Raw genomic sequence first — 16,903 nt, forward strand, 5'->3', positions numbered from 1 at the left:
GGCTTTTTGCTTAGCTTTTAAAGGGGATGGCCATATCGCTTGAAAAGTTCCATTCCTCCTGCCTTACTCTAACTCCAGAAGCATTTCATGGAGTGTCAGAAACAAGGATAAAACTGCAAAGAGGGAAACGAGATGCTCTGGATGGCCTGCCCGGTTCCCAGCATCATCAGGGACGACTCCTCCTTGGACAAACGTATTAACATGAAAGTCGCTGCTTTGCTCCAATGGGCTTTCAGGAGTGGTGAGCGGTGAAATGCTGACTACAGGAACATTCTGGTTCTGGCATGCTTCCAATACATTCACGGCTTCAGGAGCGCTGTCACTCTCGCTGATGATCAGCACACGATCAGAAGGAGACAGCTTTTCCTTACCGGGAAAGAGAGCTGCCGACTCTGGAGCGTCCTGGCTGTAAAGGGCCGAGTATGCGACTCCTTTCATTCTTTCGGTAGCAAATATATAAATATTTCCTTCGCCTGCCAAGGCTTGTGCCAGCAATCTCGCGCTGTTTTCTAGTGCTTCCTCCTGCTGATCGGTTATTTTTCGAAATAAGCCTTGAAGCTGTGTTGAAAAGATTTTTAACATACATCAAATCCTCCTATGAGTTATGAGTTATATTGTGCCGGAAAGAGGTCGAAATGAAAACAGGGGAAAGTTTATTTGAAAATAAAAAGGTAATTTGTCAAATAAGTGGAATTATATTTAAAGGGGAAAAGGGAGAGAGTAGATGCAGTCGACGAATGTTTAAAAACCTAGTAAAAGGAGAGATAAAGTATGCCAAAGATACTTATCGTCGATGATCAATACGGTATTCGAGTATTGTTAAAAGAAATACTCCATAAAGACGGGTATGAAGTGTTCCAGGCCGCAAACGGCATGCAGGCACTTGAACTGGCCGAAAAAGAGAAGCCGGACCTTGTTCTTTTAGATATGAAAATCCCAGGGATGGATGGCATTGAAATATTAAGCGTCTCAAAGAAAAAGACCAGAGCATACGTGTGGTGATGATGACTGCTTACGGGGAGCTGAGCATGATTCAGGATGCCAAAAGTCTCGGTGCCCTGACGCACATTGCCAAACCTTTTGATATTGAAGAACTGAGAGAATCGATAAAGGAATATCTGCCTTCTTCCTGATGAGATTGACAGGCGGTGAGATTCTTTCAGCCTTATATGGATGAAAATCCCTAGTCATGTGGTATAATAACCAAAGATGTTAATGGAGACCCACATGCACCGCCCTATACATATAGGCACTTTCCTCATATTGAATGAACCCGTCCTGGAATGTCTGTACATGAAAGGGCGTGTCCCTGTTTGCGCTCCATTAGAAAAGACATCCTAATTTCTCAATGTTTATAAGGAGGATTTTGTCATGCCTTTGGTATCAATGAAAGAAATGCTTGATAAAGCAAAAGCAGAAGGGTATGCTGTCGGTCAGTATAACCTGAATAACCTTGAGTTTACTCAAGCAATCCTGCAAGCTGCAGAAGAGGAGCAATCCCCGCTGATCTGCGGCGTGTCCGAGGGAGCAGCTCGTTACATGGGTGGATTTAAGCCTGTTGTTGACATGGTGAAAACCTTGATGGAAGCCTATAACGTGACTGTCCCTGTTGCGATTCACCTTGACCATGGGTCAAGCTTTGAAAAGTGTGTAGAAGCGATCCACGCAGGCTTTACGTCTGTCATGATCGATGGTTCCCACTACCCGCTTGCTGAAAACATCGCGCTGACAAAGCGTGTGGTTGATGTCGCTCACGCTGTGGGAGTTTCCGTAGAAGCTGAGCTTGGCCGCATTGGCGGGCAGGAAGATGATCTCATCGTTGATGATGCGGAAGCAGCGTATGCCATTCCGGAAGAGTGCGAAGAGCTTGTCCGTGAAACAAATGTCGACTGCTTTGCTCCTGCTCTGGGGTCTGTACACGGGCCATACAAAGGCGAGCCTAACCTTGGGTTTGACCATATGAAGAAGATTTCCGGGCTTGTAGGAGTGCCTCTCGTGCTTCACGGCGGGACAGGCATCCCGACAAAAGACATTCAAAAAGCGATCGGTTACGGCCATGCGAAGATCAACGTAAATACCGAAAGCCAAATTGCTTCCGCCAAAGCTGTGCGTGAAGTATTGGATGAGAAGCCTGAGCTGTATGATCCTCGTAAATACATGGGACCGGCACGCGATGCCATTAAAGAAACCGTCAAAGGCAAAATGCGCGAGTTTGGCTCTTCCAACAAAGCGTAATTGACAAAGAGCATGCTTGATTGACAGTTGGTCTGGCAGGGGCCTCGGCGCCCCTTCAGACTTCTGTACAAATAGATGTACATTGAGAAAATGGGGGAAAAACGTAATGAGATTTTTTATTGATACAGCTAACTTAGATGAGATTAAAGAAGCTCATGAGCTTGGAGTTTTGGACGGAGTAACAACGAATCCCAGCTTAGTAGCAAAAGAAGGCGTTGATTTTCATGACCGTCTCCGCCAAATTACTGAAATTGTAAAAGGATCTGTAAGTGCGGAAGTTATTTCCCTTGAAGCGGAAGGGATGATTAAGGAAGGCCGTGAGCTTGCTGCGATTGCTCCAAACATCACTGTAAAGGTTCCTATGACAATGGAAGGTTTGAAAGCGGTTAAAGCATTCTCTGACGAAGGAATTAAGACAAATGTAACGCTTGTATTTTCGTCTGTTCAGGCGCTTCTTGCTGCCAGAGCCGGAGCTACGTATGTGTCACCTTTCCTTGGCCGTCTTGATGATATTGGCATAATGGTCTTGATTTAATTAGTCAGATTTCAGAAATTTTCGATTTGCACGGAATTGAAACCCAGATAATAGCGGCCTCTGTGCGTCACCCGTTACACGTTTCTGAAGCTGCAGCCAGAGGAGCACACATTTCAACTGTGCCGTTAAAAGTGATTTCTCAGCTCGCACAACATCCCCTTACGGACCAGGGCATTGAGAAGTTCTTAGCTGACTGGGATAAGCAGCAGAAATAGCCGAAACCCTTTCTCCAGCTGCTTTCCTTTCAAGGGCAGGGCGCCTTCGTTTAAATTTTTCTGGAAAGTTGTAGTTGTTTTTGTCTTTTACATGGTATGGTTGTCAATACTAGGTAAAAAAAGAAAATAAAGAGTTCGTATAAACGGCGGCCTGCAACTAGAATATTTATGAGGAAGTGAGCATACATGGAGAAGTTGATGGTTGAGGGAGGATATCCTTTAAACGGGAAAATACATATAAGCGGTGCGAAAAATAGTGCTGTGGCATTGATTCCTGCAGCTATCCTGGCTGACTCTACGGTAAAGATTGATAACCTCCCTCGCATCTCGGATGTGGAAATATTAGCTGACCTTTTAGAAGATATCGGGGCTGAAGTGTCCTATGAAAATCAGGTAATGACAGTGAACCCGGCCGGTGTGATTCCTATGCCGCTTCCTAATGGACGGGTGAAGCGGCTCAGAGCTTCTTACTATATGATGGGTGCTATGCTGGGCAAGTTTAAACGAGCAGCGATAGGACTTCCAGGTGGCTGTAACCTGGGTCCTCGTCCTATTGACCAGCACATCAAAGGCTTTGAAGCATTAGGGGCAAGAGTAACCAATGAGCACGGGGCTATATACCTGCGGGCAGATAAACTGACGGGAGCAAGGATTTACCTTGACGTTGTCAGTGTAGGAGCGACAATTAATATTATGCTTGCTGCTGTCAGGGCTGAAGGCAGGACAATTATTGAAAACGCTGCAAAAGAACCTGAGATTATTGACGTGGCTACATTGCTTACAAGCATGGGGGCCAGGATCAAAGGAGCTGGCACGAATGTGATCCGCATTGATGGGGTGGAAAGCTTCATGGCTGTGCCCATCCTATTATTCCAGACCGGATAGAAGCAGGGACTTACATCATTGCGGCAGCAGCAAAAGGCAGCGAGGTCATCATTGATAATGTGATTCCGGATCATCTAGAATCCTTGATTGCCAAGCTTAGGGAAATGGGCGTTCAAATCGACGTAGGCGACGACCAGCTGTTAATCCGTTCTTCCCCTAAGTTGAAAAGTGTAGATATTAAAACACTTGTTCATCCGGGATTTCCCACGGACCTCCAGCAGCCTATTACTTCTCTTTTAACAAAGGCTCAAGGCACCAGCATTGTAACGGATACGATTTATAATGCGCGCTTTAAGCATGTTGACGAACTGCGAAGAATGGGCGCTGATATCAAGGTGGAAGGCCGTTCTGCATTAATTAACGGAAAAACCCGCCTGCAAGGAGCACGGGTAAAGGCAAGCGATCTTCGTGCGGGAGCTGCCTGGTCATTGCCGGCTTATGGCTGAAGGGATAACGGAAATAACAGGGCTTGAGCATATTGACAGAGGATATGAAGATCTGGAATCAAAACTCCTCTCCCTGGGCGCCAAGGTATGGAGAGAAGGACTGACAGAAGAAGAGGCAGAGCAGGTCAAAAGCTCATAATAAGCCGAAAAAAAGAGACAGGACCTCTGAAAAAGAGGCCTTCTCTTTTTATAAAGAAACGAGCAAGGCAAAGTGTTTCACATGAAACAGGAAGAAGCTCAAAGCAGAGCCTTAAAAGGACCATTTTTCTTCCTTCGCTTTTTTAACAGGGGAAAAGGAATTAAACGGCGAATAAATAAAGAAATGATTTTACATACGAATTAACCAGAAAGAAATTGTGTGGGAAAAGGAGAGGAATCGCTATGGAAAGAAGTTTGTCAATGGAATTAGTTCGTGTTACTGAAGCAGCAGCGCTTGCATCTGCCCGGTGGATGGGAAGAGGGAAAAAAGAAGAAGCCGATGATGCAGCCACAAGCTCCATGAGAGATGTATTCGATACGATCCCGATGAAAGGAACAGTGGTTATCGGGGAAGGGGAAATGGATGAAGCCCCTATGCTTTATATTGGGGAAAAGCTCGGTACAGGATTTGGGCCACGTGTCGATGTCGCAGTAGACCCTCTTGAAGGAACCAACATTGTTGCTGCAGGTCTCTGGAATGCACTTGCAGTCATCGCTGTTGCTGATCACGGCAACCTGCTCCATGCCCCTGACATGTACATGGAAAAGATTGCTGTCGGACCTGAAGCAGTTGGAAAAGTAAGCCTTGATGCTCCTGTCATTGATAACTTAAAAGCAGTAGCCCAGGCAAAAGGAAAAGATGTAGAGGATGTGGTTGTTACAATCCTCGACCGGGATAGACATAAGAAGATTATTCAGGAAGTACGTGACGCAGGAGCACGAATCAAGCTTATTCATGACGGAGATGTAGCCGGGGCAATTAATACAGCCTTTGATGAAACAGGTGTGGATATTATGCTGGGATCCGGCGGAGCCCTGAGGGAGTTCTAGCGGCAGTCGGGCTGAAATGCCTAGGCGGTGAACACCAAGGAAGGCTGCTCCCGCAAAATGACGAGGAGCTTGAACGCTGTAAGAAGATGGGGATTGAAGATGTCAACAAAGTACTCATGATGGAGGACCTTGTCGGCGGTGATGATTGTATTTTTGCAGCGACAGGCGTGACCGACGGAGAGCTGTTAAAAGGAGTTCATTACAAAGGGGTCAAAGCTACGACTCAGTCTCTTGTTATGCGCGCCCGTTCAGGAACAGTTCGTTTTGTCGATGGAAAGCATAATGTGAAAAAGAAACCAGATTTTGTGATCCGTCCTTAAACCTTAAATACGGGAATGTCGGAGGCCCTTGACGGCTTTCGGCATTCTTTTCCTTTCTTTCCTCTTGAAGAAGCCGATGATTCCGTTTACAATAAATAAGACTTTACTAATCAAGTGAAGACTTCTTTCTTCCTATTATTCTCTTCGTTTACACCTCTTATGTCCATAACAGGAAATAAATGAAATAACCAAACAGGTAAATGAATTTCTACCCCTCTCCATTGAGACATTTCCAAAACTCTATTGAAAAGCAGATTGTGTTATAGAGGTTTATTTGGTAGATAAAAGCAGTACAAATATGTAGAAAAGTGGTGACATCTTTGAATGTAAATTTAGGTCAATTAGAAAGTATGACACTCCGTGAATTATACGGTTTAGCCAGGGAATATAATGTCTCTTACTACAGCAAACTGACTAAAAAAGAACTTATTTTTGCCATTTTAAAAGGACAGGCAGAAAAAGACGGATTCATGTTCATGGAAGGCGTACTTGAGATTATTCAATCCGAAGGCTATGGTTTCCTACGTCCGATCAATTACCTGCCAAGCTCTGAGGATATATATATTTCCGCTTCCCAGATCCGCCGTTTTGATTTGCGAAACGGGGACAAGGTGTCAGGAAGGTGCGGCCGCCAAAGGATACGGAAAGGTATCACGGCCTCCTGCAAGTAAATGCGGTAAACGGTGAAGATCCTGATACAGCGAAAGAACGTCCATATTTTCCAGCTTTAACTCCACTGTATCCTCAGGAAAAAATGACTCTTGAAACCAAACCGGGAAGAATTTCTGCCCGCATTATTGATTTAATTACACCTGTCGGCTTCGGGCAGCGTGGGCTCATTGTGGCTCCTCCAAAAGCGGGGAAAACGTCCCTCTTAAAGGAAGTGGCAAACAGTATAGCCGAAAATCATCCTAATTCTGAACTGATTGTTCTTTTAATTGATGAACGTCCCGAGGAAGTTACTGATATCGAGCGCTCTGTGAAGGGAGATGTTGTCAGCTCCACTTTTGATGAGGTACCGGAAAACCACATAAAAGTTGCTGAACTTGTGCTTGAAAGAGCGATGCGCCTGGTTGAGCACAAGAAAGACGTTGTCATTTTAATGGACAGCATCACTCGTCTTGCTCGTGCCTATAACCTTGTTATCCCTCCAAGCGGAAGAACTCTTTCCGGGGGGATTGACCCGGCTGCCTTCCATCGTCCTAAACGTTTCTTTGGAGCCGCGCGAAACATTGAAGAAGGCGGAAGCTTAACGATTCTGGCTACAGCTCTTGTGGAGACAGGCTCCCGTATGGATGATGTTATTTATGAAGAATTCAAAGGAACAGGAAACATGGAGCTTCACCTTGACAGACGCCTTGCGGAACGCCGAATCTTCCCATCTATTGATATCCGCCGCTCCAGCACTCGGAAAGAAGAGCTGCTCGTTTCAAAAGAACAGCTTGAAAATCTTTGGGCAATCCGGAAAACAATGAACGATTCACCAGATTTTGTTGATCACTTTATTAAGAGGATCAAGAAAACAAAGACGAATGATGAATTCTTTGAAGAGATGGAAAAAGAGAAAGCAAAGGGAGTTGCGGCAGGAAAAAGTTAAGGTAAAGGTAATTTCCTTGCCAGCATTTTTAAAAAGAGTTGAAAAAAAAAGACACCTTGATATAATTCTTTTATGTGTGAACAAAGACTCTGATATATATAAGTTCAGGGCGGAAGGAGTGAAAAAATGAGAGAAGCTATTCATCCAGAATACAGAGAAGTTGTTTTTATGGATACAAGCACTGGTTTTAAGTTTCTAACTGGTTCTACTAAAGGATCAAGCGAAACAATCGAGTGGGAGGACGGCAACACTTATCCTCTAATCAAAGTGGAAATCAGCTCTGATTCCCACCCATTCTACACTGGCCGTCAGAAGAATGCTGAAGCTGGTGGAAGAATTGATAAATTTAAGAAGAAATACAACATGAAGTAATTTTTACTTCGTGGTGTGTTAAGCTTGTAACAGGCAAGGGAACGCCGCTTGCCTGTTTTTTTATTGCTTGAATTCAGCTGCTTGCTGCAGAAAGCAGGAACATTTTTTTAGAATCGGACTCCTTATGTCACGTACACCTTGTGAAAGAGTCTGAGGACGAGGATGCTTATGCAGGAGAAGATAACACAAACAAATTAATACACTCTGCTTGCCTGGAAAGATCCAGAAAAGCATTTACATAAGAAGCGTTAAACGAGATCACTTCTTTTTCAGAGACTGAACGCAGGGAAAACTGGGGTACACTAGGTAAACCAATAAATATAAGGTGGGGGAAGGCAATGTACGTGGTGAGAAAGGAAGGCTGGATAGAGGTCATTTGCGGAAGTATGTTTTCAGGAAAGTCTGAGGAGCTGATCCGCAGAATCAGACTCGCTTTGTTTGGAAAGCTGAATGTAGCGGTGTTTAAACCCGCCTTGGATAACCGTTATAGTGAAGAGGAAGTTGTTTCTCATAATGGCACAAAGGTGCGGGCAATTGCTGTTGCCCGGTCAAAAGATATTTTGGACGGACTTGAGGAAGACATTCAAATGGTCGCTATTGATGAAACCCAATTTTTTGATGCTGACATTGTGGAAGTCGCCCAGGACCTTGCTGACAGTGGAATTAGAGTGGTTCTTGCCGGTCTGGACCAGGATTTTAGAGGAGAGCCATTTACCCAGGTGATGAGGCTGATGGCTTTGGCAGAAGACGTGACTAAGCTGCAAGCGGTTTGCCCGGACTGCGGTTCCCCTGCTTCAAGAACGCAACGCCTCATTGATGGTGAACCAGCTCATTACGAAGATGAAATTATTCTAGTGGGGGCTGATGAAGCATATGAAGCGAGATGTCGTCACTGCCATGAAGTTCCTGGGAAACCAGAGCCTTCACTTACTTTAAAAAATGAAGTCCTCTAAAGGGCATACTGCTATGTAAGAAGCTGTTTTACTAAGTCGGTTTCAAAAGCCTGAGCAGGGTCTGGAGTAACAGGTTACCAGTGTATAAGCTGTGCTTTTGAGAAAGACTATACTTGCAGCAGCTCTGTGTTGCTGCAAGGGGGAGTTAACAGTGAAAAAGCAGCTTTTAACAGGTGTTCTTTGTGCAGCCATCCTTGTGCCGGCAGGGTGCGGAACCGGTGACGGAGCAACAGAGGCGCAGGGTGGCCATGGAGGAACCCAAAACCATGGGAACGCCCAGGAAATAACACCAGGTCTTTTTGGTCCAGGCCCGATTAATCACAGAACAATTAATCCTCACGACCACTCTGATCATCCGTTGAATCAGGGAGAAATCAATAACGGCACCAGCTTTACCACACTGGATGCGGATCGTCCGGACATTGGCGATGATGCAGATAACATGCATTACATTGCCAAAGAAAATGGCTTTACACCTTTGTATGTCCTGTACGGGGGCAGTCATGCCACTGTCTATGTGAACGGAAATCAAGGGTGGAGCAAACAAGAGAGAGATAATAAAGTAAAAGAGCTTAGAACAGCCTATGAACAAAACACGCCTCGGTATAATGTAGAGGTCCACGTATTGAATGACGGCTAATAAGAATGGAAGGCTGTCCCCAAAGGGGGCAGCCTTTTTTTGAAGGATCGTTTTCGAAGGTGGGGTACGCTAATGGTGCAAAGAAAGGGGGAGTTGTGAATTTGTTTTGTTTGAGGTGCAGGCTATAACCCCTTGGTTTTGGGCTGCTATGTTTCTGCAGCGGTATCGGTATACTCATGATCGGTGTCACTTTGCCCGGCGAACAGCCTGCTGAAGAGGATCCCACACCCCGTTGTAAGGAGGCGCATAGGAAAGGTCAAGATCCTCAAATTCTGAGATTGTCATACGGTGAAAAAGAGCAGTGGCCAGAACATCAACCCGTTTGTCTACCCCGGACTCTCCAATGACCTGGCCGCCGATCAGCAGATCGTTATCTGTACGGTATAAAATTTTGATATAGATCGGTTTTTTATCCTCATAATAACCGGCGATATCTGAGCCTTTATATGTCACAGTTTCGTAAGGGAAATGAAGAGCTGACGCTTCTTTTTCAGAAAGGCCTGTTCTTCCTAGAGTGAGTCGGTGAAACTTCAGAATAGAGCTTCCGACAATACCCTGAAATGCCTTCGGGTTATTGACCATGTTTAATCCTGCTACACGCCCCTGTTTGTTGGCGTGAGTTCCAGTGGGATATAATCGTCTTTTTGTTTAATACGGTGGTATTGTGTGGCGCAGTCTCCTGCTGCATAAATATCTTCCACATTTGTCTGCATGTAGGAGTTGACCTTGACCGCCCCGTTTGTTTCCAAAATTACGTCTGTTCCTTTCAGCATATCAGTGTTTGGTCTTACACCAACGGCAGCAATGACGAGATCTGTTTCATAACGGTTTTTATTTGTCACCACTGCTTCGACACGGTCATTTCCTTCAAAGCCTTCTATTGATTCCTCAAAGCAGGTTTCAATTCCGTTTGCTTCTGCTTCCTTATGGATGTGCTCTGCCATATCTTCATCAAACATTTTTGCCAGTCGGTTACCACGCTCAATCATTCGTACCTGCCGGCCTGTTTCTCGAAAATTTTCAGCCATTTCAAGGCCGATGTACCCGCCGCCAATAATCGTGACATGATTAACACGATCAAGATTACTTTTGATTGATTCCAGATCAGGTATTGTTTTTAACGTATGAATTCCGGGAAGGTCATGATTCTTCCAGGGAGGCAGAAACGGACGGGCCCCTGTTGCTACCAGGAGCCGGTCATAAGGAATTTCAAAGGTCTCATTACTTTCCAGGTTTCTCCCTGAGACGATCTTTTTCTCTGCATTTACATGGGTTACTTGATGAAATACGCGGGCATCAATCCCGTACTTTTCTCGAAAGGTTGTGACGTCTCTTGCGATCAATTGATCGGTCCCTTTTACTGAGCCACCGATTACATAAGGGAGACCGCATTGAGCGTAAGAATATATATTTCCCATTTCAAGAACTGTCACGTCAGGGTTTTCACGATTGCGGACAATCTGCATCGCTGCACTCATGCCAGCGGCATCGCCGCCAATAATAACAAATTTCATGCTATGTACCTCCTAGTCAGCTTTTATTTATACGATTCCCTTAATTCACATATAAAAACAAGAGTTCTACTCACAATCGCCTATACATTTTGACTGTAAAGTCCTGCTATAATATAATTAGAATGTTATGCAATCATAAATGAGGTGAAAGCCTGTGCTTGAACGTCTACAATCAGTAGAAGATCGTTATGACCATTTAAATGAATTATTAAGTGATCCAGAAGTGATCAGTGATTCGAAGAAACTCCGTGAATATTCAAAGGAACAGTCAGATATCGAAGAAACGGTGCAAACGTACCGGACGTACAAAGAAGTCTCTACCCAGCTTGCCGATGCCAAATCCATGCTTGAAGACAGCCTGGATGACGAAATGGTTGAGATGGTAAAAATGGAGATTTCAGAGCTTAGTGAGAAAAAAGAAGAGCTTGAAGAAAAGCTTAGAGTTCTTCTTCTGCCAAAGGATCCAAACGACGACAAAAACGTTATCGTGGAAATTCGGGGAGCAGCGGGCGGGGACGAAGCCGCTCTGTTTGCCGGAGACCTCTACAAAATGTACTCTCGTTTTGCCGAGCAGCAAGGCTGGAAGCCAGAAGTAATTGAATCAAGCTCCACAGAGCTTGGCGGCTACAAGGAAATCATTTTTATGATTAACGGTGAAGGCGCCTACTCGAAAATGAAGTATGAAAATGGAGCTCACAGGGTGCAGCGTGTGCCTTCCACAGAGTCAGGAGGAAGAATTCACACCTCCACGGCCACAGTGGCTGTACTTCCGGAAGCTGAAGAAGTAGAAGTGGAAGTCCATGAAAAGGATATCCGTGTCGATACCTTTGCTTCAAGCGGACCAGGGGGACAGAGTGTAAATACGACGATGTCAGCGGTCCGTTTAACCCATGAACCAACAGGCATTGTTGTTTCCTGTCAGGATGAAAAATCCCAGATCAAAAATAAGGAAAAAGCAATGAAGGTTCTTCGGGCTCGAATTTACGATAAGTTTCAGCGTGAGGCCCAGGCTGAGTACGCAGAAAACCGGAAATCCGCTGTGGGAACGGGTGACCGTTCCGAAAGAATTCGGACGTATAATTTTCCACAAAGCCGTGTGACAGACCACCGTATTGGCCTGACCGTGCAAAAGCTTGATCAAATTCTGCAAGGAGATCTTCATGAAATCATAGATGCTCTTATTGTGGAAGAACAAGCAGAAATGATGGAAAAGGCGGGCGAATAATGAAAAAGCCTGACTACATTTACGAAGCCCTGAATTGGGCTTCGTCTTTTTTGGAGAAAAAAGGACGGGAAGCCAAAAGCGGGGAGTGGCTCATGCGCCATCATTTGGGGGCAAGCTGGACTGACCTCCACATGAAGCGCCGGGATCCACTTCCGGAAAAAATCTGGGACGGGTTCCTGGCCGATGTGAAGCGCCACGGAGAAGGAGTGCCAGTACAGCACCTTATAGGGTACGAAGAATTTTACGGACGTTCCTTTAGGGTGGATGAACGGGTTCTGATTCCTCGTCCGGAGACAGAAGAGCTGGTTCATGGCGTGCTTCAGGAAATCAAAGCATGGCCTAGGCGACAGGAAGGAAGCTCACTTGAAGTAGTGGATGTAGGTACAGGAAGCGGGGCTATTGCTGTCAGCCTTGCGCTGGAGGCAGAGCAAATAAGTGTTACAGCGATAGATGTGGAAGAGCCGGCCTTAGAGGTGGCTGGTTCAAATGCGAGGGCGCTTGGAGCAGATGTTCATTTCCTGCAGGGAGATTTACTATCCCCCTGATTCAACTGGGCAAAAAAGTCGATGTCGTCGTCTCCAACCCTCCTTATATTCCGGAAGAAGATAGAGAGTCACTTGATACCGTGGTGAAGGATTTTGAGCCGGGGACTGCCTTGTTTGCTGGAGAAGACGGCTTAGCCTGCTACAGGAGATTGGCTGCTGATCTGCCTAAAGTGGTAAAAAAACCAGGCCTTGCCGCCTTTGAAGTGGGGGCGGGACAAGGAGAAACGGTTGCTCGTTTGTTACGGGAAGCCTTTTCTGAGACGCCTGACGTAGAGGTTACAGTACGTGAAGACATCAACGGAAAAGACCGAATGGTATTTTGCAAAGTGGGTCTAGACTAAGGAAGCCAATTTTGGGTGCCCACGTTAAGGTGCCAGGCACCCCTCCCAGGGAAAAAATGTTACAGTGTGCTGTGGTGCCAGGCACCCCTCCCAGGTTGTAACATAAAAAACCGTGAAAAGGGCTGTGGCACAAGGGAAAGCGTGATAAGAAATGTTACAGCGTGCTGTGGTGCCAGGCACCCCTCCCAGGTTGTAACACAAGAAACCGTGGAAAGGGCTGTGGCACAAGGGAAAGCGCACAAAGAAATGTTACAGCGCGCTGTGGTGCCAGGCACCCCTCCCAGGTTGTAACATAAGAAATTGTGAAAGGTCTGTGGCACAAGGGAAAGCGTAATAAGAAATGTGACAGTACGCTGTGGTGCCAGGCACCCCTCCCAGGTTGTAACACAAGAAACCGTGGAAAGGGCTGTGGCGCAAGGGAAAGCGCACAAAGAAATGTGACAGTGCGCTGTGGTGCCAGGCACCCCTCAAGGGACCCTCTCAAGGCACGTTTCCCCCTCTTCACCACAATAATTGTCGAACAATTCTAAGTTTAATAACTGGGTTCACTGACCACAATGTGAATACGAAAGGTTGGTGAACCCACATGCAACGAAACGTCTTTATTTATATTATTATTATTATTTTTATTTTGTTAGTAAACTGGGAAGGTCAGCAATTTGCGGCAGTAAGTGCAGGGGAAGAAGTCATTCCTGATGATGCAATCCGTCTTAGAATTCTTGCTCACAGTGATGCTCCTGTGCATCAGCTTGTCAAGCGGGAAGTTCGTGATGAAGTCAATGCAGAAATCAGAGAAATTGTTACGGGTCTTGAGAATAAAGGAAAAGCAAGAGAAGCAATTAATGAACATCTTCCAGTCATAGAAGAAGAGATTCAAAATGTGTTAGATTCAAGAGACTTAACGATTCCTTTTGAAGTAGAGCTGAGAAAGGATGTAGAGTTTCCAACTCGCGTCTACGGTCCTTTAGTTTATCCGGCAGGAGACTATGAAGCCTGGTAGTGACACTTGGAGAAGGCAAAGGTGAAAATTGGTGGTGTGTTCTATTCCCTCCTCTTTGCTTCCTTGACTTCAGTAAGGAAGACAAAGCTGAAGAAAAGGAACAAGCAGGCAGTGAGTTATCCACAGAAGAACCTGAAGTAGCGTTCTTCTTTGTGGAAAAATTTAAAGAATGGTTTGGTCAATCCTAGGATAACCTGTGGAAATACTGAAGTGAGTGGGTTATAGTTATCAACAAGTTATCCACCTAATGTGGGTAACTTTTTTGGTTTACTTTTTTAACCAGGAAACCCTACAATATAAGGAAAAAAAGACCTCAAAACGGGAGCGGATGTTCGTGGATTATAAACAAACTGAGGTAGTAGTTGTGGATAAGTGGATAAGTTTAGAAGAAGATGAGAACATCCAGAAAGCAGGCATGTGGATAAGTTGTGGAGAAGTCGTCGCCTTACCCACAGAAACGGTATATGGTCTGGGAGGAAATGCTAACAGCGAAGAAGCTATTGAAAAAATTTTTCTTGCCAAAGGAAGGCCTAGTGACAATCCTTTGATTGTACATATTAGTGAAAGAAAGCAGCTTAGTGAGTTGGTTTCCCATATTCCTCTCATTGCTGAAAAGTTCATGAATGCTTTCTGGCCTGGTCCTTTGACATTAATTTTACCAAAAACAGAACAAGTCTCTGAGAAAGTCACAGGGGGGCTATCCACAGTTGCTGTACGGATGCCGGACCATCCTGTAGCCCAGGCGGTCATAAAAGCTGCCGGAGTACCTGTAGCTGCTCCAAGTGCCAACCGATCCGGCCGGCCAAGTCCCACAACCGCAGAGCATGTAAGGCACGATCTTGATGGCCGTATTGCCGGAATTGTAGATGGAGGGCCAACCGGATACGGGCTGGAATCAACAGTGGTAGACTGCACCCGTGATGTGCCCATGATATTACGCCCGGGCGGGGTGACCAGAGAAGAGCTGGAAGAGGTTGCAGGAGTCGTAGAAGTTGATCCTGCCCTTATCAGTGATAACGAAGTACCTCGTTCTCCCGGCCTGAAATATCGCCATTACGCCCCGGATGCTCCTTTAACCCTGGTGGAAGGATCGACTGCATTTCTTCAGGAAAAAATAAAAGAAGTGGAGGAGGATGGCTTAAAAACAGGGGTTATTACAGTGGATGAACTTATTCATGAAATTCAGGCGGACCACGTGATTTCTTATGGTTCAAATGACGACATCAAGGAAGTGGCAGCAAAGCTGTATGATACGCTTCGAAGGGCAGACAAGCTAGAAGCGGATGTGTTGTTTAGCGTAACTTTCCCCAAAGAGGGAGTAGGTGCGGCCGTTATGAACAGGCTTGAAAAAGCAGCCGGTGGAAGAATCATAAAAGAGGAGTAAAAAAGTGCAGGGGACAACCTTGTGCTTTTTTATTACATCCTCGCGGTGGTGCCAGGCACCGTAAAGTGGGTGCTGGAAAAGAAGCGCAGAATATCAAGGGATAGAGCCGAAACAAGGTTACAGAAGTGTAACAACGGAGAGGGGTGCCAGGCACCGCTTAGTGGGTGCTGGAAGAGAAGTGCAGTACATCAAGGGATAGAGCCGAAGCAAGGTTACAAAAGTGTAACAACGGGGAGGGGTGCCAGGCACCCTAAAGAGGGGTGCTGGAAAAGAAGTGCAGTATATCAAGGGATAGAGCCGAAACAAGGTTACAGAAGTGTAACAACGGGGAGGGGTGCCAGGCACCCCAAAAAACGCACCCCCCCAACCCGCACCCCCGCATCGCTTCGGAGTTGGGGCATCAGGAAGGATATCGGATGTTTTTCTCGAATTACATATCTATGTTCAGGAAAGCGAATACATAGGATTTCCCCTATTTCCAAATAGAAAGAGCTGAGTGTAAATGAAAATGACTAAATTTATCACTCCGGAGATTATTTTTGGCAATGGTTCAATTGACCAGGCTGGTGACAGCTGCCTGCGGCTTGGTGCCAAAAAAGTACTCATTGTAAGTGATCCAGGGGTTATCGAAGCGGGATGGGCAGACAAAGTGATTACGACATGCGAGGAAGCAGGATTGTCTTATTCCACTTTTTTTGAAGTGACCACAAACCCGAGCGATCTTGAAGTTCAAAAAGGTTCTCAAACATACGTGGAAAATGAGTGTGATGCTGTCATAGGAATAGGCGGCGGAAGCGTGCTTGATGTAGCCAAATCGATTGCCATTATAGCAACAAACGGTGGAGAGATTGCTCAGTATGAAGGAGTCAATCAAATTGCCCACCCTCTGCCGCCATTAGTCATGATCTCAACGACCGCTGGTTCAGGCTCTGAAGTGTCCCAATTTTCAGTTATAGTTGACTCAGAAAGAAAGAAGAAAATGACGATTGTCTCAAAATCTCTTGTTCCGGACATTTCAATTACTGACCCCTTAACCTTAATGACAAAAAGCAGTTACTTAACTGCTTCCACTGGTCTGGATGTTCTGTCTCACGCCATTGAATCCTATGTCAGTGTGGCAGCGACTCCTCTTACTGACGTACAGGCAAAAAATGCAATGAAACTGGTGTCCTCCAATCTTCGGCCTTCTGTCGCATCGAAAACAAATGAAGAAGCAAAGCTTCATATGGCCATGGCAAGTCTCCAGGCGGGAATTGCTTTTTCCAACGCCATTTTAGGAGCGGTTCATGCGATTTCCCATGCGATAGGGGGGCGGTTTCAGCTTGCTCACGGCGTCATTAATTCGGTGCTGCTCCCTTATGTGATGGATTTTAATTTAATTGCGTGCCCGAAGCGGTACAAAGAAATTGCTAAAGCAATGGGCAAGGATGTCACCGGACTGTCGGATGAAGAGGCCGGCAGGGAAGCGATAGATATGGTCAGACGGTTATCAAAGGATATAGAGGCTCCCCAGACGCTGAGTGCTTTGGGCATTACAGAAGATGATCTTCCGCTTATAGCGGAGGATGCCATTGAGGATGCCTGCATGATCACAAACCCCCGGGATATCTCTACAAAAGATATCATAGCCATTTGCAAGCAGGCGCTGTAATGGTTAGAAAGCAGCT

At 45.7% G+C, this 16,903-nt stretch carries 8 protein-coding genes and 8 pseudogenes; 14 read left to right on the plus strand and 2 right to left on the minus strand.

Annotated elements, in window-relative coordinates:
• Window positions 1-63: 63 nt before the first annotated feature.
• Window positions 64-582, minus strand: a complete 519-nt coding sequence (locus JCM19033_RS16110; RefSeq protein ID WP_054637053.1) for a DUF2529 family protein — start codon at window positions 580-582, stop codon at window positions 64-66.
• A 189-nt stretch (window positions 583-771) separates the two neighbouring features.
• Here JCM19033_RS16110 and JCM19033_RS16115 point away from each other — a divergent pair.
• The 9 genes and pseudogenes from JCM19033_RS16115 (at window position 772) to JCM19033_RS16155 (ending at window position 9,227) form a co-directional block, all read left to right on the plus strand.
• Window positions 772-1,133: pseudogene (locus JCM19033_RS16115) on the plus strand (response regulator).
• A 238-nt stretch (window positions 1,134-1,371) separates the two neighbouring features.
• Window positions 1,372-2,235 carry a class II fructose-1,6-bisphosphate aldolase gene (fba, locus tag JCM19033_RS16120; protein ID WP_054637054.1) on the plus strand — a complete coding sequence of 288 codons (864 nt, stop codon included), beginning with the start codon at window positions 1,372-1,374 and terminating at the stop codon, window positions 2,233-2,235.
• A gap of 106 nt (window positions 2,236-2,341) precedes the next feature.
• Window positions 2,342-2,985, plus strand: a pseudogene (gene fsa, locus JCM19033_RS16125) (fructose-6-phosphate aldolase).
• A 186-nt stretch (window positions 2,986-3,171) separates the two neighbouring features.
• A pseudogene (locus JCM19033_RS16130) lies at window positions 3,172-4,455 on the plus strand (UDP-N-acetylglucosamine 1-carboxyvinyltransferase).
• Between the two features lie 260 nt (window positions 4,456-4,715).
• Window positions 4,716-5,665: pseudogene (gene glpX / locus JCM19033_RS16135) on the plus strand (class II fructose-bisphosphatase).
• Between the two features lie 350 nt (window positions 5,666-6,015).
• A pseudogene (rho, locus tag JCM19033_RS16140) lies at window positions 6,016-7,262 on the plus strand (transcription termination factor Rho).
• Window positions 7,263-7,388: 126 nt separating this feature from the next.
• Window positions 7,389-7,634, plus strand: a complete 246-nt coding sequence (locus JCM19033_RS16145) for a type B 50S ribosomal protein L31 (RefSeq protein WP_054637055.1) — start codon at window positions 7,389-7,391, stop codon at window positions 7,632-7,634.
• A 338-nt stretch (window positions 7,635-7,972) separates the two neighbouring features.
• Window positions 7,973-8,587, plus strand: coding sequence for a thymidine kinase (locus tag JCM19033_RS16150; protein ID WP_054637056.1), 615 nt, complete (start codon window positions 7,973-7,975; stop codon window positions 8,585-8,587).
• Window positions 8,588-8,738: 151 nt separating this feature from the next.
• Complete coding sequence (locus JCM19033_RS16155) at window positions 8,739-9,227, plus strand: hypothetical protein (protein WP_054637057.1); 489 nt, start codon at window positions 8,739-8,741, stop codon at window positions 9,225-9,227.
• Window positions 9,228-9,413: 186 nt separating this feature from the next.
• On the opposite strand, the pseudogene JCM19033_RS16160 reads toward JCM19033_RS16155, so the two are convergent.
• Window positions 9,414-10,741, minus strand: a pseudogene (locus JCM19033_RS16160) (FAD-dependent oxidoreductase).
• A gap of 154 nt (window positions 10,742-10,895) precedes the next feature.
• Between JCM19033_RS16160 and prfA the strand changes: the two are divergent.
• The 5 genes and pseudogenes from prfA (at window position 10,896) to JCM19033_RS16200 (ending at window position 16,887) form a co-directional block, all read left to right on the plus strand.
• Window positions 10,896-11,966 (plus strand): peptide chain release factor 1, encoded by a 1,071-nt coding sequence (gene prfA / locus JCM19033_RS16165; RefSeq protein ID WP_054637058.1) that lies wholly within the window; start codon window positions 10,896-10,898, stop codon window positions 11,964-11,966.
• A pseudogene (gene prmC, locus JCM19033_RS16170) lies at window positions 11,966-12,852 on the plus strand (peptide chain release factor N(5)-glutamine methyltransferase). The gene prfA and the pseudogene prmC overlap by 1 nt, the downstream one beginning before the upstream one ends.
• A gap of 586 nt (window positions 12,853-13,438) precedes the next feature.
• A pseudogene (gene spoIIR, locus JCM19033_RS16180) lies at window positions 13,439-14,040 on the plus strand (stage II sporulation protein R).
• Between the two features lie 146 nt (window positions 14,041-14,186).
• The gene (locus JCM19033_RS16190) at window positions 14,187-15,236 is read left to right on the plus strand and encodes an L-threonylcarbamoyladenylate synthase (protein ID WP_269758312.1); all 1,050 of its coding nucleotides are present in this window, start codon (window positions 14,187-14,189) and stop codon (window positions 15,234-15,236) included.
• Window positions 15,237-15,738: 502 nt separating this feature from the next.
• A complete protein-coding gene (locus JCM19033_RS16200; protein ID WP_054637063.1) occupies window positions 15,739-16,887 on the plus strand; it encodes an iron-containing alcohol dehydrogenase in 1,149 nt (382 codons plus the stop codon).
• The last annotated feature ends 16 nt before the right edge of the window (window positions 16,888-16,903 follow it).

This window comes from Thalassobacillus sp. C254 (genome assembly GCF_001310615.1).

Excerpts from the sequence above, each read along its gene's own strand:
- JCM19033_RS16150 (WP_054637056.1), top strand. The coding sequence starts at position 7,973 with ATGTACGTGGTGAGAAAGGAAGGCTGGATAGAGGTCATTTGCGGAAGT.
- JCM19033_RS16145 (WP_054637055.1), top strand. The coding sequence starts at position 7,389 with ATGAGAGAAGCTATTCATCCAGAATACAGAGAAGTTGTTTTTATGGAT.
- fba (WP_054637054.1), top strand. The coding sequence starts at position 1,372 with ATGCCTTTGGTATCAATGAAAGAAATGCTTGATAAAGCAAAAGCAGAA.
- JCM19033_RS16200 (WP_054637063.1), top strand. The coding sequence starts at position 15,739 with ATGAAAATGACTAAATTTATCACTCCGGAGATTATTTTTGGCAATGGT.
- JCM19033_RS16110 (WP_054637053.1), bottom strand. The coding sequence starts at position 582 with ATGTTAAAAATCTTTTCAACACAGCTTCAAGGCTTATTTCGAAAAATA.